This window comes from Streptomyces sp. NPDC059037 (genome assembly GCF_042740015.1).
Lineage (GTDB): Bacteria > Actinomycetota > Actinomycetes > Streptomycetales > Streptomycetaceae > Streptomyces.
Window position 1 is genome coordinate 4,534 of the sequence record NZ_JBHYIG010000439.1, and the last position, 401, is coordinate 4,934.

The window sequence follows — 401 nt, forward strand, 5'->3', positions numbered from 1 at the left end:
GGGCTCTGCCGCGGGTCGATCAGATTGCCGCACAGCGCGGCCAGGCCCGCTCCTATGTCGCCGCCCCGGACCTCGACCAGATTGGCCACACCCCGATGCGCGACCGCCACACCCTTCGGGCGGCCGGTCGAGCCGGAGGTGTAGATCACGTACGCGAGCTGATCCGGTTCGACCGCGACATCAAGGGGGGCGTCCGGCTCGGCGGCGATCACCGGCCCGGCGCCGGCCAGCCGGTCCGCGTCGATCACCACCGAGGCGCCGCTGTCGACCGTCATGAACTCCAGCCGGTCAGTCGGGTACTCCGGATCCAGCGGCACATACGCACCCCCGGCCTTCCACACCGCCAGCATCGACACCACCATGTCGACACCCCGCGGCAACCGCAGACCCACCCGCGACTC

Annotated in this window: 1 protein-coding gene; it reads right to left on the reverse strand. The window is 71.3% G+C overall.

The window, feature by feature from the left end:
- Positions 1 to 362: AMP-binding protein (locus ACFWY6_RS44075; RefSeq protein ID WP_384703159.1), on the reverse strand; the 362-nt coding region annotated here is incomplete at its 3' end.
- Positions 363 to 401: the final 39 nt, after the last annotated feature.